23 protein-coding genes and 1 tRNA gene are annotated in these 21,315 nt (G+C 63.0%); 12 read left to right on the top strand and 12 right to left on the bottom strand.

Annotated features, from left to right (window positions below; all coding sequences use genetic code 11):
• Positions 1-4 precede the first annotated feature (4 nt).
• A complete protein-coding gene (locus tag BM177_RS08510) occupies positions 5-715 on the bottom strand; it encodes an ABC transporter ATP-binding protein (RefSeq protein ID WP_091681332.1) in 711 nt (236 codons plus the stop codon).
• 121 nt (positions 716-836) lie between these two features.
• Between BM177_RS08510 and BM177_RS08505 the strand changes: the two genes are divergently transcribed.
• The gene (locus BM177_RS08505) at positions 837-1,523 is read left to right on the top strand and encodes an arylesterase (protein WP_091681330.1); all 687 of its coding nucleotides are present in this window, start codon (positions 837-839) and stop codon (positions 1,521-1,523) included.
• Between the two features lie 126 nt (positions 1,524-1,649).
• Entirely contained in the window at positions 1,650-2,183 is a 534-nt protein-coding gene (thpR, locus tag BM177_RS08500) for an RNA 2',3'-cyclic phosphodiesterase (RefSeq protein WP_091681105.1), read from the top strand.
• Between the two features lie 110 nt (positions 2,184-2,293).
• Here thpR and BM177_RS08495 read toward each other — a convergent pair whose 3' ends face one another.
• On the bottom strand, positions 2,294-3,721 hold the full coding sequence (locus BM177_RS08495; RefSeq protein WP_091681103.1) for a cytochrome P450: 1,428 nt from the start codon (positions 3,719-3,721) through the stop codon (positions 2,294-2,296).
• A gap of 157 nt (positions 3,722-3,878) precedes the next feature.
• On the opposite strand from BM177_RS08495, the gene BM177_RS08490 reads away from it, so the two are divergent.
• The 3 genes from BM177_RS08490 to BM177_RS19480 all read left to right on the top strand — a co-directional run bounded on the left by BM177_RS08490 (position 3,879) and on the right by BM177_RS19480 (position 5,891).
• Positions 3,879-3,954, top strand: a tRNA-Glu gene (locus BM177_RS08490).
• Positions 3,955-5,297: 1,343 nt separating this feature from the next.
• Complete coding sequence (locus tag BM177_RS08475; RefSeq protein WP_091681093.1) at positions 5,298-5,486, top strand: hypothetical protein; 189 nt, start codon at positions 5,298-5,300, stop codon at positions 5,484-5,486.
• A gap of 135 nt (positions 5,487-5,621) precedes the next feature.
• Complete coding sequence (locus tag BM177_RS19480) at positions 5,622-5,891, top strand: hypothetical protein (RefSeq protein ID WP_139223567.1); 270 nt, start codon at positions 5,622-5,624, stop codon at positions 5,889-5,891.
• A 317-nt stretch (positions 5,892-6,208) separates the two neighbouring features.
• Here BM177_RS19480 and BM177_RS08470 read toward each other — a convergent pair whose 3' ends face one another.
• The 4 genes from BM177_RS08470 to BM177_RS08455 all read right to left on the bottom strand — a co-directional run bounded on the left by BM177_RS08470 (position 6,209) and on the right by BM177_RS08455 (position 9,113).
• Entirely contained in the window at positions 6,209-6,442 is a 234-nt protein-coding gene (locus BM177_RS08470; RefSeq protein ID WP_091681090.1) for a hypothetical protein, read from the bottom strand.
• A gap of 305 nt (positions 6,443-6,747) precedes the next feature.
• Positions 6,748-7,236: a CDP-archaeol synthase gene (locus BM177_RS08465; protein ID WP_091681087.1), complete on the bottom strand. Its 489-nt coding sequence runs from the start codon at positions 7,234-7,236 to the stop codon at positions 6,748-6,750.
• The gene (locus BM177_RS08460) at positions 7,237-8,385 is read right to left on the bottom strand and encodes an NAD(P)/FAD-dependent oxidoreductase (protein ID WP_091681328.1); all 1,149 of its coding nucleotides are present in this window, start codon (positions 8,383-8,385) and stop codon (positions 7,237-7,239) included. It lies immediately after the preceding gene.
• A 71-nt stretch (positions 8,386-8,456) separates the two neighbouring features.
• Entirely contained in the window at positions 8,457-9,113 is a 657-nt protein-coding gene (locus BM177_RS08455; RefSeq protein WP_244532212.1) for a methylated-DNA--[protein]-cysteine S-methyltransferase, read from the bottom strand.
• Positions 9,114-9,360: 247 nt separating this feature from the next.
• Between BM177_RS08455 and folE the strand changes: the two genes are divergently transcribed.
• Entirely contained in the window at positions 9,361-9,933 is a 573-nt protein-coding gene (folE, locus tag BM177_RS08450) for a GTP cyclohydrolase I FolE (protein ID WP_091681082.1), read from the top strand.
• Positions 9,934-9,950: 17 nt separating this feature from the next.
• Here folE and epsC read toward each other — a convergent pair whose 3' ends face one another.
• Positions 9,951-10,907: a serine O-acetyltransferase EpsC gene (gene epsC / locus BM177_RS08445; RefSeq protein WP_091681081.1), complete on the bottom strand. Its 957-nt coding sequence runs from the start codon at positions 10,905-10,907 to the stop codon at positions 9,951-9,953.
• A 125-nt stretch (positions 10,908-11,032) separates the two neighbouring features.
• Here epsC and BM177_RS08440 point away from each other — a divergent pair, with 125 nt between their 5' ends.
• Together BM177_RS08440 and BM177_RS08435 are read left to right on the top strand one after the other, a co-directional pair.
• Entirely contained in the window at positions 11,033-11,569 is a 537-nt protein-coding gene (locus BM177_RS08440; RefSeq protein WP_091681078.1) for an NUDIX domain-containing protein, read from the top strand.
• A 66-nt stretch (positions 11,570-11,635) separates the two neighbouring features.
• Positions 11,636-11,896, top strand: coding sequence for a SemiSWEET transporter (locus tag BM177_RS08435; RefSeq protein ID WP_091681075.1), 261 nt, complete (start codon positions 11,636-11,638; stop codon positions 11,894-11,896).
• A 25-nt stretch (positions 11,897-11,921) separates the two neighbouring features.
• Here BM177_RS08435 and sorB read toward each other — a convergent pair whose 3' ends face one another.
• Positions 11,922-12,230, bottom strand: coding sequence for a SorB family sulfite dehydrogenase c-type cytochrome subunit (gene sorB / locus BM177_RS08430; protein ID WP_091681072.1), 309 nt, complete (start codon positions 12,228-12,230; stop codon positions 11,922-11,924).
• Positions 12,230-13,495, bottom strand: coding sequence for a SorA family sulfite dehydrogenase catalytic subunit (gene sorA / locus BM177_RS08425; RefSeq protein ID WP_091681326.1), 1,266 nt, complete (start codon positions 13,493-13,495; stop codon positions 12,230-12,232). Before sorA ends, sorB begins: the two co-directional genes overlap by 1 nt.
• A 206-nt stretch (positions 13,496-13,701) precedes the next feature.
• Here sorA and BM177_RS08420 point away from each other — a divergent pair, with 206 nt between their 5' ends.
• Complete coding sequence (locus BM177_RS08420) at positions 13,702-14,331, top strand: FecR family protein (RefSeq protein WP_091681070.1); 630 nt, start codon at positions 13,702-13,704, stop codon at positions 14,329-14,331.
• 7 nt (positions 14,332-14,338) lie between these two features.
• Here BM177_RS08420 and BM177_RS08415 read toward each other — a convergent pair whose 3' ends face one another.
• Positions 14,339-16,270 (bottom strand): CHASE2 domain-containing protein, encoded by a 1,932-nt coding sequence (locus BM177_RS08415; RefSeq protein WP_091681068.1) that lies wholly within the window; start codon positions 16,268-16,270, stop codon positions 14,339-14,341.
• Between the two features lie 280 nt (positions 16,271-16,550).
• Between BM177_RS08415 and BM177_RS08410 the strand changes: the two genes are divergently transcribed.
• Positions 16,551-17,138, top strand: coding sequence for a TetR/AcrR family transcriptional regulator (locus BM177_RS08410; RefSeq protein WP_091681065.1), 588 nt, complete (start codon positions 16,551-16,553; stop codon positions 17,136-17,138).
• A gap of 103 nt (positions 17,139-17,241) precedes the next feature.
• Here BM177_RS08410 and BM177_RS08405 read toward each other — a convergent pair whose 3' ends face one another.
• Complete coding sequence (locus tag BM177_RS08405; RefSeq protein ID WP_091681324.1) at positions 17,242-17,715, bottom strand: molecular chaperone DnaJ; 474 nt, start codon at positions 17,713-17,715, stop codon at positions 17,242-17,244.
• Between the two features lie 236 nt (positions 17,716-17,951).
• The gene (locus tag BM177_RS08400; RefSeq protein ID WP_091681323.1) at positions 17,952-18,926 is read right to left on the bottom strand and encodes a metallophosphoesterase; all 975 of its coding nucleotides are present in this window, start codon (positions 18,924-18,926) and stop codon (positions 17,952-17,954) included.
• A 221-nt stretch (positions 18,927-19,147) separates the two neighbouring features.
• Here BM177_RS08400 and BM177_RS08395 point away from each other — a divergent pair, with 221 nt between their 5' ends.
• Positions 19,148-20,074, top strand: a complete 927-nt coding sequence (locus BM177_RS08395) for a thioredoxin family protein (RefSeq protein WP_091681063.1) — start codon at positions 19,148-19,150, stop codon at positions 20,072-20,074.
• A 47-nt stretch (positions 20,075-20,121) separates the two neighbouring features.
• Positions 20,122-21,120 carry an HAD family hydrolase gene (locus BM177_RS08390; RefSeq protein WP_091681321.1) on the top strand — a complete coding sequence of 333 codons (999 nt, stop codon included), beginning with the start codon at positions 20,122-20,124 and terminating at the stop codon, positions 21,118-21,120.
• Positions 21,121-21,315 lie beyond the last annotated feature (195 nt).

The raw sequence follows: 21,315 nt of genomic DNA, 5'->3' as shown, positions 1-21,315 counted from the left end.
CGCCTCAGGCCCGAAGTTTCGGCCATGCCTGCGCCTGCGGCTGGCCTCCGTCGATGCGGCCCGACCTCAGTTTTATGGTGCGGTCGCATTTTGCGGCGAGGCCGGGATCATGGGTGACGAGGATGAGGGTGGCCCCGCGTTCGCGCTTCAGGTCGAACATGAGTTCGACGATGGCCGCGCCGTTCGCCTCGTCGAGATTGCCGGTCGGCTCGTCGGCGACGAGGATGGCTGGACGCGGCGCGAGGGCGCGGGCGAGCGCCACCCGTTGCTGCTCGCCGCCCGACAATTGCGCCGGATAATGGCTGAGCCTTTCGCCGAGGCCGACAGCCTGAAGTTCGGCGCGGGCGCGGCCGAAGGCGTCTCCGACGCCTGCGAGTTCGAGCGGGATAGCGACGTTTTCAAGCGCCGTCATGGTTGGAATCAGATGGAACGACTGGAACACGATGCCGATTCTTGCGCCGCGAAAACGCGCCAGCGCGTCTTCCCCGAGATCGCTCAAGGTCACTCCGTCGACCTTGACCCGCCCGGCGTCGGGCCGCTCCAGCCCCGCCATGATCATCAGAAGCGTCGATTTGCCCGACCCGGAAGGCCCGACCATGCCAATTGTTTCGCCGCGCCCTATATGAAGCGAGATGTCTTTCAGGATATGAACCCGCGCCGCGCCGCGCCCGAGGCTGAGGTCTACATTGTCGAGTTCAACCGCAGGTTCGATCATATACGCCATCCAAAATGCGCGCCGGCGCGTCTCGCGGCGCCCCAAGGAGGTCATTTGCGCCAACAATCCGCAAGCGAAGCCGATGCGCCCTGCATATAGCGATCGTCGCGAGATCCGCCAAATGACCGGCCTTCGCCGCCGGCTTCCCGGCGCGGCGCGCCTGAGGGCTTTGATGTCCGTCGCAATCCTCTCCGCCGCCACACTTGCCGCCGCCAGCGCCGGGGAAACCCCGCCGCTCAAACTCGTCGCGTTCGGCGACAGTCTTTCCGCCGGATACCTGCTCCCGGCCAGCGAGGCTTTTCCAGCGGTCCTCGAAAAAGCGCTCCGGGCGGACGGTTATAACGTCGCCGTCGTGAACGCGGGCGTCTCCGGCGACACCTCCTCCGGCGGTCTCGCCCGTCTCGACTGGACGCTCGGGGACGGAGCCGACGCCATGATCCTGGAGCTCGGCGCGAACGACATGCTGCGCGGGATCGATCCCGACCTCACCAGGGCGGCGCTCGACGCCATTCTGGCCGAATTGAAGGCGCGCGGGATCCGCGTCGTGATCGCGGGAATGAAAGCCAACCCGACCCTCGGCAAGGATTATGGCTCGCGATTCGACGCCATCTATCCAGACCTCGCCGCAAAATATGACGCGCCGCTCTATCCGTTTTTCCTTGCGGGGGTCGCCGGCGAGCCGGGCCTGAGGCTTGCCGACGGCATCCATCCCAACGGCGCGGGAGTGGAGCGGATCGTCAAGGGCATCCTGCCGACGGTCGAGACGTTCGTGAAGGCGCTCCGCGAAAAAACTGTGGCCGGCCCATGAACCGGGGCGTTTCTTCCGTCCCGCGATTTCTCGGACGGCGAATTTCGGCTATAGTTCGTTCAGCTCTAACCGACTGCGCGGCAGCCGTGTGATTCGCGGCTCTCCGCCCTCTGCTGGGAGGAATTCATGCCCCGCCTCTTCACGGGTCTCGAAATTCCCTCCGATCTCGCAATGGACCTCGCGCTGTGCCGGGGGGGCCTCTCCGGCGCGCGCTGGATCGACGTCGAGAACTACCACATGACCCTGCGCTTCATCGGCGACATCGACGATTCCACGGCGCATGAGGTTCATTCCACCCTGGAGCAGATCCGACGCCGGCCGTTTACGGTGACCATCGAGGAACTGGCTTCATTCGGCGGCGGGAAGCCGCGGGCCCTCGTCGCCAAGGCGAAAGCGGCGTCTCCCCTCGTCGAGCTTCAGGCCCAGCAGGAACGGTTGATGCGGCGCATCGGCATCCCCGCCGAACCGCGCAAATTCACGCCGCATGTCACGCTGGCCCGGCTGCGCTCGGCCTCGCCCATCGCGGTCGCCGATTACCTCTCGACACGAGGCTTTCTTTTCTCGCGCCGGTTCGAGGCCAAGCGTTTCGTCCTGTTTTCGGCGCGGGCCTCGACAGGCGGCGGGCCCTACGTCGTCGAAGCCGCCTACCCGCTCAATTAGAGCGCTTTCCGATCGCATGCAGTCATGCGATCGATCAGAAATCACTCCAGAATCAAGGGTTTGAGCATATTCTTGTCGATTGGATTGATTCAATCCGATCGGACTATGCTCTAGCCAAGGTCCCGGCGCCGCCGGCGCAAGATCATAGGAAGGCCGCCGTCCGGCCGCAGCGTGATGCGCTGCACTGGCTTCACCTCGTAGCCCGGCTTCAACGTGAGGGTGAAGGCGCGCATGAGATGAGCGAGGATGATCACGCCCTCCTGCAAGGAAAAGGACGCGCCGATGCACACCCGCGGCCCGGCTCCGAACGGCAGATAGGCGAACCGGTCGATCTTTTCACGGGCGCCTGGCAGAAACCGGCGCGGATCGAAGGCGCCGGGATCGTCCCAGAGCAGATGATGCCGGTGCAGAACCCATTGCGAGACGATCACCAGCGTGTCCTGGCGGATGCGCTTGCCGGCGAGGTCATCGGGACCAACCGCCTGCCGGCTCATGCTGGCGACCGGCGGGTAGAGACGCATCGCCTCTTCAAGGACGGCTTTCGTCTCGACAAGGCGGTCGGCGTAATCCTCGACCGCGCCGTCGAGAACCGCGTCGGCCTCGGCCGCGAGACGGTTCCGCCATTCCTCCGACATCGACAGCAGGAAAATCGCCCAGGTGAGAGCGTTGGCGGTCGTTTCGTGGCCGGCCCCGATGAAAGTCAGGATATTGGCCCGCACCTCGCCTTCGCTCAGACCGACCCCGGTTTCGGGATCCTGCGCCTCCAGAAGAAGGGTCAGGAGATCGCGCGGCGCCGCCGCCTTGTCTTGCGCGATCAGGCGCTTGCGCCGCTCGATGATCTCCTGAACCGCCTTTTCGAAGAAGTTCAGCGCCGATCTGGTCCCGACTCGGTTCAGGCGCGGCACCCATTCCGGAAAGTCGAGAATGTCGAAGGGATCAAGCCGGCCGAGAGTCATGAAATAGCGCGACGTCGCCGTTGTGAATTCCTCGGGATTGCGGCCAAGACCGTCCGAGAAGATGGTCCGTCCCAGAACGTCCAGCGTCACCCGGGCCATTTCGGGCTGGAGATCGATGAGACGGCCCTCGCGCCAGCGCAGCCAGCGGGTCGTGAGGTCGCGCGCCGCATCGTCCGTGCCGCGAGCGAAGGAGGCCACCGTCCGCGGCGTGAACATTGGCGCCAGCGTGCGCCGTTGCGAACGCCAATCGGCGCCCTGGACGACGAGAAGGCCCTCTTTCAAGCCTTCGCCGAGAACCCGCCGCTGCAGGGAATCTTTCAGGTAATTGGTGGAATTGTCGATGAACACGCGGCGAATGGCGGCAGGATCGCTCACCACCGCGACCCGGCCAAGCACGCTTTGCCCCATCAGGATCGGATTCTGAAAATGCGCCTTGGTCCAGGTCTCGATTGGATTTTGCCGCAGAACACGCATCGTCCCGAACGGGCCAAGAGGCGTGTCGAGCGGGACCGGCGCCGGCGGCCGGTAGAGGAGCGGACGCGGGGCCGGGGTCGGGGATTGTTCGAGCGCGAAATCATTCATGACGAGTCCGCTAACGCCGCCACGAGGCGATCCATGAGGTTGCAAAAGCAATATAGGCAAGGACTCGCCGCATCGCTGGAGCGATTTGATGCCGCAGGACGCCCGAGCGCTTGCGGCGCTGGCTTTCCCGTTATAGAACGCGGCTCGGCTGCGGCATGCTCCCTTCGTCTAGCGGCCCAGGACGTCGCCCTCTCACGGCGAAAACAGGGGTTCGATTCCCCTAGGGAGCGCCAGCGAAATCAAGCGCTTAGCGGCTTATTCAGTCTAAAGCTCCTCCACATACGGAAAACATGCCTGCGAACGTGTGCGGATTGTTGCGGCCCGACAGCGCCACATATCAGCGAAAGATTGCGCCCTCGTCGATCAGCGTCCGCGTCAAGTGTCTGCGCCTTTCCGGCCTTGGGCAGCGCCCTTAAAAAGGCTTCCCCTTCTTCCACCAAATCAGCGTTCGCTTGCCAGGTGGAAGAAAAATGAAGACCTTTTTATTCGTCCTCGCCATCGTAGCCGCGACCAGGGGCATGGCGCTCAAAGGCTAGAACCGAAAACGCCAACCGTCCGTAAAATGACAAGGTTGCGTCATGCGGTTGTTTGCTTTAGCTGTTCTTGGAATTGCACTTTCTAGTTGTGTCTCGGATCAGCAACCAAGGCCATCCGACACGCAAATATGACGCAAGCGCAGCGAGTTGCCGCCATCATGGCGAGCCCCGACACGTCTCCGGAGACGTTCTCGCGTTTTTATGCCATCGCAGATCAGCAAGGCTGGCTCGTCGGCGAAACGATCGAACAGGCTCTTGCTAGCGCTAACGCGAGAACTTTGCCAGGAGTCGGAAGCGAGATGACCGGGAAGACAAACAAAAACGAGATCCTGGCCGAGGACCAAAGGGACCCATCCGCCGGGCCAGATCCAATTGAAAGCTTGTGCGTGGTTGGGGCGTTGTTCGTGACTGCCGTTCTTGGCGGCGCACTGGGTTTCATCATAATGTGGACCGTCATCTTCTTTGGCCCGCGGATAGTTCGCGGCATTCTTACGACTTGGCCAAATTCGCCAAAAGCGGATTGGCGCGCCGGGAATGGCAACGCTCGGCCGCCGGCGCGACGCCCACCTGAACAGCAAAGAGAGGCCGGGCCTCCTCCCCGGCCCCGACGCTCCCGATGACCCAGCAAACCAAAGGACCCCGCGGCCCGAGCAGACGCAATTCGCGGCCAGCTCGATGAGCTTGTTGCGATCCTCGAATCTGCGGCGCCGCAGGCCGATGAGGAGGCTGGATTGCGGCCTCTCAATTTCAGGGTGCCCGCAGAGTTCCGGCGCGCTTTCAGAACTTATGCGGTCTCGCACGATATAAGCCTCAACGAACTGCTCCAGCGCGCCTTCGACGCATATCGGACCGGACGGGGGGGGGGTGATGCCCCCGCCGAACGCCGCGAGCGCGAGCGGCTTCGATCCGAGCGCCGTCGCCGTGCGGCCGGGATCATGCCCCGCAAGCCCGCCGCGCGGCCGTGGCTCGCGGCCGGGATCTCGCGCTCGACCTAGTATCGGCGGCGAAAGGCGAATCAGCCCAAAACAGCCGGAATCGCTATGGCATTGGCCTCAAATCGCCCTGAAACACCGTTTTTCGTGTCGCAGGCTATCGCTCGCGCCGTGGCTTTCTATGTCCAGCCGCCGAGGCCGGACCGCTGCGACGCGCTGGTCGCCGAGCTGAGCGCAATCCTTGCGCGCGGGCAGGCGGCTCTCGACGCGCGGGCGATTAACCTCGCGGAAAGGTGATGGCGCCAAAGCTTGACCTTATAGGGTCTCAAGCCCATCATATTGCAATGCAGCAAACACATTGCCCCAAAGTCATTGGGGACGAGGACCGAGGAAACGCGGAGGCAGGACTTTAATTTGACCTGGAGCGCAACAATGACTGAATCCACCCGGCTAATTTTATGGGATGCTCAAAGCCTCTTCTGGACGGCTGCACTGATTGTCGCAGCGCTGTCGATTCCCCTGATTAGTATTAAGATGGCGGTTCGAGAAGCAAGGCATCTTCTGGGCGGCCGCACTGATTATCGCGGCGCTGTTTCGAGCGGCTTCGTTCGGGTTTTGAAAGACAGCATCGCGACGCGACCTAAAGCGCGCAGGTCTGTTTTGTCCAGCGCTCGGGCTTTCGAAATCGGATGCTGCCACTAGCGCTTCCGATCTCTTCGCCGGCCAGGGGACAGGCGGATTAAACGCGCAGGCGGGGTCTTGACCTATAAAAGCCTCAAGCCCACATATTGCGGCGCAGCAATACGCTTTGCTGCATGCCCACATTGGGCGTTTCCTCCCTGACTGGGCCGCTTGGCAGCAATGCCGACGGCCTCTTTATCTGACGCCTGCATATTTTTAGTTGATGGCAAATTTTAGCCGCCTCGTCGCAGCCGTCTTAGGCCATGACGCCAGATCGAAGCCAGCTCCCAGCGCTCGCCGACATTCGCGCGCTGGGGCATGGCCGGCTTCGTCTCTGACTACGAGCGTCCAATCCATCCCCGCAGCGGGCGGATCGAATTCGACGCGCTGCAGCTTCTATTCCGCGTCGAGATCGTCGGGGTTTGGCCCACGATACGGACGTGGCGGTTGGAGCTCTCGCTATGCCGGTAGTTCAACATGCCGTCGCGCAAGCTGAGATCGATCAGCTTTTCGCGGGCCCTGGCAATGCCTTCGCGCACCATCTCGGCAACCGACGCGCGTTCATCGGTCATTTATTGCGGTTCTTCACTTCGATCTTTCCTTGGCCGTTTAGCCAATCTTGCAATGCATATCGAATCGCTTCGGGGCGCGTTGGCTTGGGGTCAGGTTGAGCGGCGATCCACCCGTCGAGCGCGGACATTAATGGAGGCAATAACCGCACAGCGCCAGTTAAATTAGGTACTTAGAGGCTAACCTCGAGCTCACCGTCGCGTCGTGGCATTATAGCCTGAGCCTCTTCTCAACTATCGCGTGTTATTCGATCCGCTCGCCGTTCGCCCCGTAGGTTCGGCCGTAAAACAAATGACAGCGCGCATCGCTAATACGGCTTCTCGCGGATATTCAGCGCGTAGAGGACGCGCGATAGCGCCAGTTCGCCGATGCAGAACAGAGCCGCGCCCACGGCAATGTCGAGAGAGTCAAGACCAAGCGTCTGCTTCCAAACGAGCAGAGGCAGGAGCGCCTCGGGAACCTGATCGAGCCCGACCGCCATGCTCTGAGAAGGCAGGTTCAATCGCCGCTTTATGAAGCTCGAGGCGAGATCGCCGGCCATGGCCGCCGCGCCGCCCAACGCGCCGACCCTCCAGGGCAAGCCAAGAAGCGCAGCCGCGGCCGAACTCGCCGCAATGCTGAGAACAAGGCCGCGAATCGTCTTCGACGGTCCGAAGACAGGGCGCCCGTCGAGAAACAGCAGCCCGAAGTCCGCCGGCCAGGACGCATGCGCTCCGAAAGCCTTCTTGCCCAGCACCGGAGCCCCGTTCGCAACCATGAGAAGAACGAGACCGCCGACGATGGGCCAGAGGCGCATTCAACGCTCCGCTTGTGCACTATGCCCGGAAACGGCTTCCGCGATATAGTGCGCGATGGCAAGGCAGGACGTCAGGCCGGGACTTTCAATTCCGTAGAGCAGGATCAGACCCGGCGCTCCATGAAGGGTCTCGTCCTGGATCAGGAAATCCGCCGGCGGCTGCCCCGGTCCGGACAGTTTGGGCCGCACGCCCGCGTAATCCGGGGCCAGCGCGCCGTCGTTGAGGCCGGGCCAGTAGGCCCGGATGGACGCGTAGAATTTCGCCGCGCGGCTGGGATCAACCGAATAATCGGGAGACGCGCCGCTTTTGAGGTCGAGCCATTCGACGTCGGGTCCAAAGCGGGCGCGGCCATCGAGGTCCAATGTCAAATGCGTGCCGAGTCCGCCCGGTTCCGGCATCGGATAGATCAGCCGGGAAAACGGCGCGCGGCCCTGCAAGGCGAAATAATTGCCCTTCGCCGCATGTTGTTTCGGTATGGACAAGGGAGCAATCCCGTTGAAAGCGGCCGCCACCGCCGGCGTCGAAAGACCCGCCGCCACAATCACATGGCGAGCTGAGAGCGCCGTCGGCTCCGCTCCCCCCGTAAAAACAATGATTCTTCCCGGCGCCGCCGCGCCGCCCACGACGGGAGATCCAAACGCGATCGCCCCGCCTGAAGCTTCAAAATCCCCCTGCAGGCTGAGCATCAAGGCATGGGCGTCGATGAGTCCCGTCGACGGAGAAAGAAGGCCGATTTCGCCTTTGAGTTCGGGCTCCAGATCGCGAAGGGCGTCGCCTTCCAACACAATCAGGTCGTCAACGCCGTTGATGCGCGCCTGCGCCTCGATCGCCATCAATTGCGCGCGCTGCGACTGCAATGGCGCGACGACGATTTTGCCGCAGCGGCGATGCGGAATCTGACGAGTCTCGCAATAATCGTAAAGCTTCTTGCGGCCTTCGACGCAGAACCGCGCCTTCAGCGAGTTCCGCGGGTAGTAAATCCCGGCATGAATGACACCGCTGTTTCGCGACGAGATTCCGGTTCCGATGGCCCGTCCCGCCTCCAGCAGCACGGTTTCACGGCCCGATTGCGCCAACGAGCGGGCGGCGGCGAGGCCAATGACGCCCGCCCCGATCACAATACATTCGACATCCGGCACTTCGTTCATCGGATCCATCGTTCGCTGAAAAGTTCAGGCGCGAAATGAGCTTCGCTTCATCCAGGCGGCGCGCCCATTGATCAAACGCCGGGCCTCGCCCTGGCCTCCCTGTCGAGAAGCGCGCGTTTGCGCTCGACGCCCCAGCGATAGCCGGAGAGAGCCCCGCCCGTTCTGACGACGCGATGGCAAGGGATCGCCACGGCGATGTGATTGGCGGCGCACGCTCCCGCGACCGCGCGCGCGGCCTTTGCGTTTCCGATCCGGGTCGCGATTTCGGCGTAGCTCGCCGTCGTTCCCGGGGGAATGTCCCGCAACGCCGCCCATACCAGTTGCTGGAAGGCGGTGCCCCGGATGTCGAGCGGAAGCGCAAAGTCCGCCGAAGGCTCTTCGATGCAGCCGATCACGCCGGCGACTGTTCCTTGAAGCTCCGCGTTGTCGCGAGTGAACTCCGCTTGCGAAAATCGCCTGAGCAGCTCACGCGCCAGTTCGTCGGACTCCTCGCCGAACATGATTGCGCAGACGCCTTTGCGGCTGGCCGCGACGAGAAGGGGGCCAAGAGAGCATCGCGCGAGGGTGAACCGCATGTCCGGGCCTGCGCCTACGGCGCGGCGGTGAGCCGGAGCGGCGCCAGGAGGTTCGGCTTCCGGGTGGAATAGGCCGGAGGCAGAATTCGCGGCGAAGCGCGCCGCGCCGCCGGATGGCCTCTCGTTGAGGCTCGTGTCCCGTGAATGGGTCATGTCTGTCCCGTCCCTTGCGAGCCTATTTACGCGGATGACTCCAGACGCGCCGTCCATGCTCCGTTGTTTGCTTTTAAACGCCGGTCGGGAAGCAAGGAAATCATTTTTGCGCCGGCCTCGCCAGGGATTTGCCGCGCTGACGCTTTGAGCCGTGACGGCTCCCGCAGGATCGTGTTAAAGCTTTGGGTTTTCAGCGCATGCCCTCGCAACGCGGCGGCGTTCTCGGGGATAATTCGGGAGAGCAGATATGGCGAAGCCGACCCAGGCCGAGGCTGAAGCGGCCGTCAAGGTGCTTATCGAATGGGCCGGCGATGATCCGGGCCGGGAGGGGCTGCTCGATACGCCCGCGCGGGTCGCCCGGTCCTATCGCGAGTTGTTTGCGGGCTATTCCGCCGAGCCGCGCGATTATCTGACGCGCACGTTCGAGGAGGTCGCGGGCTACGACGAACTGGTGGTCCTGCGCGACATCCGCGTCGTCAGTTTTTGCGAACACCACATGCTTCCGGTCATTGGCCGCGCCCATGTCGGCTATCTTCCAAGGAAACGGGTTGTCGGCATCTCCAAGCTGGCCCGCGTCGTTCACGGTTTCGCGCGGCGGCTGCAGATTCAGGAAAAATTGACGGCCGAGATCGCCGAATCCATTCAGGATATCCTCGAGCCGCAAGGCGTCGGCGTCGTAATCGAGGCCGAGCACAGCTGCATGACGCTTCGCGGCGTAAATACGCCGGGGTCGACCCTGACCACGAGCCGTCTTCTTGGCGTCATCCGCGACGATCCGCGCACCCGGGAGGAGTTCTTGCGGCTGACCCGGGGAGCCTGACGGCCTGTCGCGTCCGGCTAGATTCCGCCGCCGCCGTCGAAGGTTTCGGTGCGGATTTTCGCCTGGGTGATATTGCTGCCCGGCGGGACGCTCTGCGTCAGCCAGACATTGCCTCCGATGGAAGAGCCGCGGCCGATAGTGATCCGCCCGAGGATCGTCGCGCCGGCATAGATCACGACGCCGTCCTCGACGATGGGATGGCGGGCGCCTCCTTTCAAGAGGGCGCCGTCCTCATCCACTGCGAAGCGCTTCGCCCCCAGCGTCACCGCCTGATAGAGCCGAACCCCCTTGCCGATGATCGCCGTCTCCCCGATGACGACGCCGGTTCCGTGGTCGATGAAAAAGCTTTCGCCGATCCGCGCTCCGGGATGAATGTCGATTCCCGTCGAGGAATGCGCGATTTCGGCGATGAGCCGCGCGACCAGCGGCGCGCCGAGGCGATAAAGCGCGTGCGCCAGGCGATGATGGATCATCGCGGTGACGCCGGGATAGCAGGCAAGGACCATATCGAGGCTTGTCGCCGCCGGGTCGCCGTCGTAGGCGGCGCGAATATCGGTGTCGAGGAGCGCCCGTATTTTTGGCAATTTGTGCAGCAGCGCATGGGCCACATCGTCCGCCCGGCCTCGATCGGCGGCGCTGATCGCGTCGGCGCCTGAGGCGAACTCGAACTCGATGCTGACCTGGCTGACGAGTTCTCTGAGGGCCTTATCGAGCGTATGGCCGACGAAAAAATCGGTGCCCTCGCCGCCGAGATCCGCAGGCCCGAGACGATTGGGAAACAACGCGGCGCTGAATCCCTCTACAATCCCCGCCAGCGCTTTCCGGGACGGAACCTTCGGGGGCTTGTGTCCCTTTTTGAGGCGCTCCAGCGAGGCGACGCGCAGGGCCCGGAGTTCGGCGACGATGGCGTCGATGTCCCATTTCGCGTCGCCGTAGCTTGGAATCGCCTCGGGTTTCTTCGTCGCCGCGATCATAAGTCGCCCCTTTAATATTAAGTCTATAAAATTTATATCAATAAATCATCGAGGAAGTCATCCCTTGTTATGCGCCGCTGCGCTTTTCCCGCGCGCGGGTCGCGATTTCTGCTAAAACACCAGCAATGTCAGATGTCGGGCGCCTTCGAAGTTCAACAATTCGCGACGCCGCCTGGCGCTCGGCGTTCCGAATTGGATTTCCGCTCGCCCGGCTTTGGTGGGGAGCCCGACGTCCACGGCATGAGGGCGCGCTTGTGGCGATCCTCGTCGGCGAATCGCTGCTCGTGGTCCGCTCATCCTATCGGAACGAGTGGAATTTTCCCGGCGGAGGCGTGCGCCCCGGCGAATCGCCCGAAGCTGCGGCGCGGCGCGAGCTGACCGAGGAGATCGGTCTCGAGGCCTCCGAAGCATTCTCGCTGTCGGCGGCGGGCGAGGCCTTTGGCGTTTGGGACGGACGAAGCGATCACGTGCATTTTTTTGAATTGCGGCTCGATCGTCTGCCCGAACTGCTGCTCGACAATCGGGAAATCGTGGCCGCGCGTCTGGCGCCGCCCGGCGAGTTGCGCGGCGAGGCGCTGACCGGGCCTGTCGCCGCCTATCTCGCCAGGATTTCCGGGCCATCCGGTTCTCATGGCCTTGCTTCTCCCACTCCGATATTATAATCGCCAATCGTCCTGCTCGCCGAGCGAAGCCTTCGTTCTTTTTCGGAGCTTTTGCTATAACGCGTCATGCCCGCTTATCTGCCCGACGCCGTCAGCACGTTCGCCGCCATACTCACGACCGTGTGCTGGCTGCCGCAGGTCATTCATCTCTTCCGCACCCGCGACACCCGCGCGATCTCGCTCGCCATGCAGATCGCATTCGCGTGCGGCGTCGCCCTTTGGCTCGTCTTCGGGTTCATGATCGGCAATTGGCCGCTGATCGTCGCCAACGCCGTGACGCTTGTCCTCGCCGGCGCGATCATCGCCCTGAAGATCGTTCACGGATGAGGCCGCAACGCAAAATGCGCGATCATCAATAGACGCTGGCGAGGTAGTCGGCGATCGTCTTTGCGTCCTGCTCGTCAATGGGCGCGTGATAGGCCTTGATCATTTTTTGGACCTCGGCGTCCCAGAACGCCCGCCCCTTTTGAGGGGGTTGATAAAGGATGTAGTCGGCCGAGTGGCACGCCGCGCAATTGCTCTTCGCCACATCGACGCCGGGCCCGGGCTTCAGGGCGGCGGTCTCGTCGGGCAGCTGATAGGACAGCGGCTTGGCGGATGTCGCGCCTGTGAACGCGAGGCCTGCGCACGCCGCTAACGCAAAAACGATGCGCCCGGTCATCACGAACTCCTCGAGGTGGAAATGACGCGGGTCTTTTCCACGACATTGCGCATGTAGCCGGCCGGATTCCACAAAGGCTCCATCGGCTGGGACTGGCCGATCCGGTTGGTCGCCCGCACCATCAGGACATGATCGCCTTTGGGCAATCTCCAGATGGTCCGCCATTCGCGAAAGGAGTATTTTCCGAGATCTTCGCCGAGCGTCGCGGCAACCCAGGAATGTCCGCCGTCGGATGAGATGTCCACGCTCGTCACGCCGTATCCGCCGTCGAAGGCGACGCCGCGCAACGGAAAATCCGTGTCGGCCTTCACGTGTCGTCCGTCGGCGATGTTGGTGATGAAGGAGCGGACATTCAGCCTGTTGATCGGAACCGTGGCCGCCGCGGTCTTCCCCGGTTCAGTGCAGGCGCATGCGTTCGCGGGAATGCGGTAAGCCGTCTTCATCCAGAAATTGTCGAGGGGCTTGTCCAGAACCGCGATTTCATTGAGATGCTTGACCCAGTAGGTGCCATAAAAACCCGGCACGACAAGTCTGACAGGAAAGCCATTGAGCCAGGGCAGATCCTTCCCGTTCATCGAATAGGCGATCATCACCTCTCCATCGCGGGCGTGATCGATATCGAGGGCCTTGCTGAAGTCAGGGGTGTCGGGAATGACGGGACCGTCGAGCCCGTTGAACGACACTTGCACAGCGCCGGCCCGCACGCCCGCCTTGTCGAGGACGGCCTTGAGCGGAACGCCTCTCCAGCGCGCGTTGCCCATGGCTCCGTTGCCGAGTTGTCCTCCGGCGACGCGTGGTTCGAAGAAGCCGCGGCTGTTGCCGGAACATTGATTGACCGCGACGATCTCAACAGGGTCGTAATTATTTCTGAGATCATCGACGGAGAGCGAAAACGGCCTCTCAACATTACCCTTGACTTCGATCCGGAACGCCTCGGGGTCGATTTGCAAGGGAATGTCAGCCAGATGGTAGCGGACAAAAAAGGCGTCGTTCGGGGTCAGTACGCCTTCATCGAAGACGCTGAACGGCGTTTCGAGCTGAGGCGGACGCGACGTGAGCACAATCATCGGCCTTTTGCCGGGATAGGTCTCGATCTGGCGCTCGCCGTTGGCGAACGGCAGATGCGCCGTTCCGGCGGCCGCGGCCGGCGAGCCGCCACGATCCTCCAAGAGGTCGCCACCCAAGACGTCTCCGCCCAAGAGATCGCCGCCGAAAGCCAGCAGAATACCGCCCGATGACTTCATCATCCGCCGTCTGGTCCACATCGGCGCGTCCTCCTGGAGCATCCAAACCTGTTTAACGCGCTCGGGTCGATGCCGGTTGCGCGGAGACCGCGGCGGGCCGTAAATGGGCGAGGGCGGATCTGGCGCGCAAGGCGCTTCGAATGTCCGCCCATCGTCCGACGAATTCGGCCCGTGCTGCGGCTTGGCGTGAGAACGCGCGCCTACACTTTCACCATAGGGAGGGTTCCATGCGCAGGTCAACGAAAGACGCCGCTCCTTTTTCGTCGGGCCGGCGGAGCCTTTTGGGCGGGGCCGCGTGCGCCGCCGTGCTTTCGTCAGCGTCTCGCGCCGCAAACGCGGCCGGTTCGGTGGAAAGCTGCCTTGGACTTGCGGACGCGGAAGCGCACGGCGCGACGCGCGTTCTTGGCAGTGGAGCCGAGGTCTTCGTCGGCGACCTCATCAGCACCCATGAGGCCGCGCGTCTCGTCATGCTGCTTGGCGTCGCCACACGGATTCATATGGGCGGGAGCGTCCGCATGCGCATCGACAAGTATCTGGCGGAAACGCGCGGCGAACTGCATTTCGAGTCCGGGCCGGTGCTGCTTGACCGGAACGAAGGGGCGCCTGCGATGGATCTGCGCCTGCGCTCGCCTTTCGGCGCCATCGCCCTGCGCGGCACCCGGTTCTTCGCGGGGCCGAGCAAAGGCGTCTTTGGAGTGTTCGTCGAACGCGGAATCGTGGACTTTACCGCTGGCGGCCGAACGGTGCGTTTGACGGCCGGCGAGGGTTCGGACGTCCGCCGTCCCGGCGGAACGCCGACCGCGCCGAGCCGCTGGAGTTCCGAGCGCGCCCTCGACGCGCTGTCCAGCGTTTACTGACGAGCGATCAGAGACGCAGCGGTTCGAACACTTCGAGTTCGTCGCTGCGTCCGCGCACCATCAGCTTGCCGACCGATCGCACGAGACCCGGCGGGAGCCGCGACGCCGCGACGGGACCTATGCAGATCGAGGTTCCGAGCTCCTTGTTGGCCGCTTCGAGGCGGGCGGCGGTGTTGATCGCCATTCCATGAGCGGTGTAGTCGAGCTTACGCCTGCCGCCGACATCGCCAATGATCACGAATCCGGTTTCGAGGCCGATCCGCGTACGGCCAAGGCCGAGCGCTTGCGCTTGGGGCCGCTCGCGGAACGCTTCGGTGGCGTCGCGGAGCGCGACGGCGCATTCGACGGCGCGTTGGGGATGGCACGGCAGATCAAGGGGCGCGTTGAACAATGCAAGAATGGCGTCGCCGACGATCTTGTCGACCATCCCGCCATGCGCGACGACGATGTCGGCGAGCAGCTGGTAATAGGCGTCAAGCAAAGCGATCAGCTCGCGCGGCTGCGAACGCTCGGTCATGGCCGTGAAGCCCTCGATATCGGTGAACAGCGCGGTGACCTCGCGCGACTCGCCCTCAAGACGAAGGTCGTTCGGGCGCGCCAGAATGCGGGCCACGATCGCCGGCGCAAGATGTTGTTCGAAGCGCTGGCGCAGACGGCGCTCGCGTCGTTCGGTCTGAATCGCCGCGCTCAATCCGCAGAGAGCGAAGAGACTCAGCGCCACGACGGGAGGCCCGGCTGGATCCAATAAAAGTTCGCGCCAGCGCAGGAGCAGGACGGCCGCAGCCGCCCATCCGGACGCAAGGGCGCAAACGACCAGCAGGCCTCGGGCCGGCCGCAACCGAAGCGACGCGCCGAACGAGAGAAGGCCGAGCGCCGTGGCTCCGGCCGTCTCGACAAAAGAAAGATACGAAGGGCGCATCGGAACCTTTCCCGACAGCAGGGTCGCGATCGCATCCGCTTCGATTTGCACGGTCGGCGCCGCTTCAGCCTTGGCGGTCCGGCGGAGAATTCCGACTTCGGGCGCGCTGCTGCCGATCAGGACGGTGCTATCCCTGATCGCCGCCGCGTCAAAACGTCCCTCGAGAATGCGGGTCGCCGAAAGCGTTCGCTCCGGCCATACGCCGGGCGAGGAAGCGCGGAAACGCAACATCGCGTCGACGCCGAGCGGTGCGACGAGGCCGCCGATCCGCAGGCGCGGCGGCGCCCCGTCGATGACCAGCGTCGAGGCCTCCTCCGCGACGCGCACGATCTCCACGGCGAAACCAGGCGCCGTTTCGCCGCCGGCGAGCGCGAGCAGCGGGACGCGCCGGGCGACGCCGTCGGGGTCGTTTTCGAAGACGATCAGGCCAACGCCCGCCGCTGACCGCGCGAGCTGGGGCAACGGCCCTATCGCGGCTTTAGCGGACCACATCCGAAGCAGGCGAGGGGCGCCGCGCACAAGGATCGGCGCGGAGGCGCGGAATTTTGGCTCCGGCTCGTCGGTCAGGACCGCGCCGAGGACAGTCTGGCTCCGCTCGAATGCATGCCCAAGCTCCAGATCGCCGTCGGCGAGCTCGCCGGCGATCGCCGCGAGATCCGAGCGCGCGGTTTGCGTCGCCAGCCGGCGCGCGATGGCCGACGGAGAAAGCCTGTCCTCGCCAGCCAGCAGCATGTCGAGGCCGACGACAAGGGGTTTCGCCTCGATGACCGCATCAACGAGACGCGCCAGCATCAGGCGGCCCCAGGGCCATGGTCCGTATTGCCTCAGGGCCGGGCTGTCGATATCCACCACCACGATCCGGGGCGAACTGCTCGCGTGCGAGGAGGCCGACACAAGGTCGAGCGCGTTTTCGCGAAGAGCGTCTCTCATGCCGCCGGCGTTGGCGCTCCAGGCGAGGCCTGTCGCCAGCGCCAAAGCGATGGTGATCCACGTTCCGGGCGCGATCGCCTGCGCTTTCATGCCGGGCCTATCCCTCTTTCATGCAGGGCATAACCCTGCCCGCGCCGACCTGACCGAAGCTTCCTCTATCGGGACGGAAATGTCCCGTCTCCAGCGAGGCGACGCTTGGCGACGTCGGAGCGGCGCACGCTCGGCGGAGCGGTCGCCTCATGCCGCAATGCGGCATCGCCGTGCACAAATCCTCCTTTGAAAGGAACTAATGCTATCTCCTGACGTTAAAGGCTGACGGCTGTTCTCGCCATACTATTATTTTTCGCTTTTTACGGGGGGTTTGCAGCTAATGGCCAACGTGGGGCTAAAGAATTCGGATACTTTCTCCGACATCCTTGATGTCGCCGAGCATCTGTTTAGGCAAATCGGCCATCAGAAGACCACGGTCGCCGATATTGCTCGCGAGTTGCACATGTCTCCGGCGAACATCTATCGTTTTTTCACCACCAAGGGCGAAATCAATGAGGCCGTCGCGGGCCGGCTGCTCGCCGAGGTGGAAACCGGAATTCGGAAAATCGCCAACTCTCCGCGGTCCGCAGGCGTGAGGTTGCGAGAGGTTATCCTCAAGGTCGAAAAGCTGAATTCTGACCGCTTCAGGTCCGACCGCAAGCTTCATGACCTCCTTGAAAGAACCTATAATGAGCGGTGGCCGATCATGGACACGCACCTCGAGGCGGTGGACCGGGAACTGGTTCACATCGTTTCCGGCGGAATGACGGCTGGCGAATTTAGGCAAGGCGTTCCGCAAACAGCGGCGATCCTTGTCCGCAACGCCTGTCTGCGTTTCCTTCACCCCCGGTTCGTGGTGGAATGCGCCGAAGATCCTGAGCCGACCGCCGATCAAATGGTCGATTTTTGCCTGTCTGCGCTTGCGTGATGGTTCGGATATCGAGAGGCGAAGAAGAGCGGCCGCCGCGCGGCGAATCTCCCGCTCTGTTTCGCCATGAGGTTTTCGGAGAGGCCTGATTTCGACCGCAGGCTCAGAAACGCTGAAGCAGCGCGTCGCGCGCCTTTGAGATGCGGCGATAATCTTCGTTGCTTCCGCCGGCGTCAGGATGCGCGGTCTTCGCCAGCCGGCGGAAGGCCCCCTTGATTTCCGTTGGCTTGAGCGCGCCCGCCATGGGCAGATCCAGCGCCTTGCGGTGTTCCTGATCGTCTTCGCCGAATTCCGCCAGAACCTGGAAGGTCCGGCGCTTTTCCTGCGCTTCCCGGCGCAGATTGACCTGATCGTCCTTCCATCTCTGACGCGACATCACGAGACATTCGCCAAAGGCGATCCTGCCCTGCGTTTCAAGTTCATCGAGACTGAATGGCCCCACGATTGCGTAGGGCGGCGCGAGGAAGGCGCTCCTGCCGCTCTTGCCGCTCCCGTCCTCCTCGACGCGTCCGATTGTCGCCATGTCGAGGATTCCCATGGAGCCGTTCCAGACAACCCATTCCTCTTTTTTCGTCATGCCGTGAACGCTTTCATGCACGAGCCGGCGCCGCGCGCGCCTCATGCGGAAGCGTTCACGGCAGATCCAGCGCGTTCATGCATGTTCAAAGCCAATGGCGCGGGCAAAGCGTAGCTTAGAGCCTAGAGCATATTCCGATTGGATTGAATCAATCCAATCGACAAGACTATGCTCAAGCCTTTGACGCTGGAGCGATTTCTGATCGATCGCATGATTTCATGCGATCGGAAAGCGCTCTAGCCCGCGGCGGACGCAAGGTCCGACGAGTCTTCGATTCGCTCCAGGCGATGCAGCGTGATCTCGGGAGGACAATTGAGCCGGACCGGCGCGACGCTCGACCCTGCTCCGACCGAGGTATAGCCGGCCATCTGCCTGTAGGCCCACGCCCCGGATCCGTACGCCCGCGGCAGAGCGGAATCGAGCGTCAGCGGAATGGATCCTGGAAGGCAGATCTGGCCGCCATGAGTATGGCCGGCGAGAAGGACATCGAAACCGGCGTGCGCCGCCTGCCGATAGACTTCCGGCGTATGCGACAGAAGAATTGAAAAATCGCCGGGAGGAATCGAGGTCGCCGCCTTTTCGATATTATCGACGCGAAAAAAGTGGGCGTCGTCGATTCCGGCGAGGTGGAGAATCGCGCCCTGACTCTCGATTGCCTCGCACTCGTTCAACAGCATCCGGATGCCCATGTCCTCCAGCTCCGGCGTCATCAGGATCGTGTCGTGATTGCCGAGCACGCCATAAACCGGAGCGTCAAGATACGATCGGACAGCGGCTATTCCCTCGATCGCGGCGCGAAACGGTCCGTAGGTCTTGCCGCGGTAATCGCCGGTCAGCACGCAGATGTCGTACTGCAGCCCGGCTATGAGCTCGGCCAGCCGCTTCATCGCGGGCTGGCTCATGTCGACGTGCAGATCGCTGAGATGCAGGATCGTGAAGCCGTCAAAGGCGGCCGGAAGACGTTTCGAGCGGATGGTGTTGAAACGCAACTCGACGCGAGCCGCGTTGTCGCAGGCCCGCCGATAAAGGCCGACGAGACGAAGGGCGCTCTGGATCGTCCAGGTCGCATAGACCCAGTTTTCGATATGGAAGAAGTTTAATCCGTGTCCGAACGCCTGCGCTTCATGGTCGTGTTCGATGCCAATTCTCTGGCGGGCGTGAACCCTTCCAAAACGGCGTTCCAGCCGCGCGATAATGGCGCTTTCCTCCACAATCAATTCCTTACGCCATCAAGAAGACCATCAAGGCGAAATCAGTTTCAGCGAGTGTGATGGGATGATGAAAAACAAATACAGACAAATGATAAAAACATCTATTCCAGTCCCGGTCTTTTCTGTTCGGGCCCCGACGAGGCTTGCGGTTTTGGCGGCGGCGACGCATTTTGGGTCCGCGAAACCATTGCGCGACCGGATTGCGCCCAGGAGGCCGTGACATGACAGGACTTTTCGGCCAAAAGGCGGAGCTGAAGAGCCAGCCCCAGGCGGGCGAGCAGCCGGGCCCCCTCATCAAGGAGGGGTCGACAGAAAGCTTCGGCGCTGACGTGATCGCGGAATCGGCGCGGCAGCCGGTCCTGGTCGATTTCTGGGCGCCCTGGTGCGAACCCTGCAAGCAACTCGCGCCCATTCTGGAAAAGGTCGTCAAAGCGGCCGGAGGGAAGGTCAAGCTCGTCAAGCTCAACATCGACGAATATCCGCAAATCCCCGCCCGGCTCGGCGTCAGGTCCATTCCTGCGGTGATCGCCTTCCAGCGCGCCCAGCCGGTCGACGGTTTCATGGGCGCCTTGCCGGACTCCGAGGTCCGTGGCTTCATCGAACGGCTCGCCGGTCCGATCGGCAAGGACGAGGATCTCCATGCCGAGGCCGAGGCTCTGCTCGCCGCGGGGGATTCGGAGGGGGCCGTGGACGTCTATATGGGGATTATCGCCGAGGACCCCGGTGATTTCGCCGCGGCCGCGGCCCTGGCGAAAATCTTCGCGGCCTCCGGCGACATCGAAGGCGCCAAAGCTGTCCTCGCCTCGGTTCCGCCCGATGGGGAGCGCGACGCCGCGATCATCGCGGCGAGGGCTGCGGTCGATCTTGCGGAACAGGCGGCCTCCCTCGGCGACGCCGTCGAACTCGCGCGCGCCATCGAGGCCGATCCGGCCGATTATCAGGCGCGTTTCGATCTCGCGATCGCGCTCAACGGCCGCAACAGGCGCGACGAGGCGGCTTCGGCCCTATTTGAAATCATCAAGCGCGACCGCGCCTGGAACGATGACGGCGCGCGCAAGCAATTGCTGCAATTCTTCGAAGCATGGGGTCCGACCGATCCCGCCACCATCGGGGCCCGGAAAAAGCTCTCGTCGCTGCTGTTTTCATGATTCCTGATAAGCCGCTGCGTCGAGGCGTGCCGAAGCTGGCGACGCCAATGGATCGCCGCGTCCTGCTGCAGATGTCGGGATCAGCCATTGTTGCGGCCGCGCTTCCGGTTCGCGGCTGGGCGCAAGCGGATCCGCTGCCGTCGTGGAACGATGGCGAGGCGAAGCGGAAAATCATCGAATTCGTGGAGCGCGTGACGACGCCGGGAGAGGCCGGCTTTGCGCCGCCGGCCGAACGGATCGCGACATTCGATAATGATGGGACGCTCTGGTCCGAGCAGCCGGCCTATTTCCAGTTGCTTTTCGTCCTCGACCAGATCAGGGACCTGGCGCCGCAGCATCCGGAATGGAAAACGAAACAGCCTTTCGCTTCGGCGCTCAAAGGCGACATGAAGACCGTCATGGCCGGCGGCGCGAGATCGATCGCCCCGTTGCTTGCGGCGACCCATACGGGCATGACGACCGAGGAATTCTCCAGGAGAGTGGGCGCCTGGATCGAGACGGCGCGACATCCGGCGACAGGCAAGCTCTATACCGAAATGGCCTATCAGCCCATGCTTGAGCTGCTTGCCTATTTTCGCGCCAATGGATTCAAGACTTTCATCGTGTCCGGCGGCGGCGTGGAGTTCATGCGCGTGTTCGCCGAGCGGGTGTATGGAATTGCGCCCGAGCAGATCATCGGCACCAGCGGCAAGCTCAAGTTTGAGATTCGAGAGGGGAAGCCCGTCATGGTGAAGCTTCCGGAACTCTTCTTTTTCGACGACAAGGAAGCGAAGCCCGTCGCGATTCAACAGCAGATCGGTCGCCGCCCGCTTGCCGCCTTCGGCAACTCGGACGGCGATCTTGCGATGTTGCAATGGACCGCCGCCGGCGGCGGCGAACGCCTGCCGGTCTTTATCCGGCATACCGATTCCGTGCGGGAATGGGCCTACGACCGTCAGTCAAAAATCGGAAAGCTGGACAAGGGCCTTGACGAGGCGGCCGCCAGCGGCTGGCTTGTCGTCAGTATGAAGGATGACTGGAAAAGAATATTCGCGTTCGAGAAATGAAAGGCGATCGGCCCGACTCCGCCGATCTCGCCGCGTCAGGCTTGGGCCGGCGCGGCCTGTGATGGCCTGAAACATGAACTAATTGTGTTCCCGGCGCGCTATTTGTCGCCCTCCCCGCCTCTTCCCATATGCGCGCCACGGTCTAAACTGTTTCTGGCCGATGACGGCAGGATCGGCCCGAGGCCGGACGCCATC

Origin of the sequence: Methylocapsa palsarum (assembly GCF_900114285.1) — a bacterium.
Lineage (GTDB): Bacteria > Pseudomonadota > Alphaproteobacteria > Rhizobiales > Beijerinckiaceae > Methylocapsa > Methylocapsa palsarum.
Note: the sequence above shows the minus strand (reverse complement) of the source record. Positions and strands in the feature narration are given on the sequence as shown.